Raw genomic sequence first — 1,240 nt, forward strand, 5'->3', positions numbered from 1 at the left:
AATGGATCTAGAATTAACTCTAAATCTTCTTGTGACAATACACCATTTTTCACACAAAGTTCTCGAACGGATTGCCCTGTCGCGATTGCTTCTTTTGCAACACGAGCTGCTGCTTCATAACCGATATGAGGGTTCACGGCTGTAATAATTCCTACACTCTTCTCAACATACTCTTTTAAGCGATCTTCATTCGCTTCAATTCCTTTTAAGCAATTATCTGTAAAGGCACGGAAACCGTTATTCATAATGCTAATTGATTGTAGTAAGTTGAAAACAAGTACTGGTTCCATAACATTTAATTCTAATTGTCCTGCTTCTGAAGCAAGGCAAATTGTATGGTCATTACCAATTACTTGGAAAGCAATTTGATTAATTACTTCTGGCATAACAGGGTTTACTTTCCCTGGCATAATAGATGAACCTGGTTGACGAGCTGGTAACATAATTTCTGCTAAACCAACACGTGGACCTGATGCCATTAAGCGAAGGTCATTCGCAATTTTAGACATATTCATCATACATACTTTAAGTGCTGCAGATACTTCAGTATAAGCATCCGTATTTTGCGTTGCATCTACTAAGTCTTCTGCACCAACAAGTGGTAGTTCACTAATTGCAGCTAAATGTTTTACAACCGCTTCAATATATTCTGGATCTGCATTTAAGCCTGTACCAACTGCAGTTGCTCCCATATTTACTTCATATAAGTGTTGACGTGATTGTTGAATTCGTTTCATATCACGTTCAAGTACACGAGAGTATGCTTTAAATTCTTGTCCAAGACGAATTGGCACAGCGTCTTGTAAATGTGTACGACCCATTTTAATTACATGATCGAACTGTTCTGCTTTTAATTCAAATACATCGTTCATATAACCCATCGTTTGTAATAAACCTTCTAATGCGTTTAATGTTGCGATATGAATCGCCGTTGGGAATGCATCGTTTGTTGATTGTGCCATGTTTACATGACTATTTGGACTAATATAATGATAGTCTCCCTTTTCCATTCCTAATAATTCAAGTGCACGATTGGCAATGACTTCATTTGCATTCATGTTCATTGAAGTACCTGCTCCGCCTTGGATTGGATCTACGATGAAATGATCATGCCATTTTCCATCAAGAATTTCTTGAGCAGCTTCTGCGATCGCGCCGCCCTTGTTCAATTCTAATCTTCCTACATCTGTATTAGCAAGCGCTGCAGCTTTTTTTACAACTGCGAACGCTCTAATTAAAC

Annotated in this window: 1 protein-coding gene; it reads right to left on the reverse strand. The window is 38.1% G+C overall.

The annotated features are described in order from the left end of the window. Nucleotides 1-1,240, reverse strand: a 1,240-nt coding sequence (gene aspA / locus V7S50_RS33960; protein WP_336584462.1) for an aspartate ammonia-lyase, incomplete at both ends; no start/stop codon positions are given.

The organism is Bacillus sp. CCNWLW194 (genome assembly GCF_037120585.1).
GTDB lineage: Bacteria > Bacillota > Bacilli > Bacillales > Bacillaceae_G > Bacillus_A > Bacillus_A basilensis.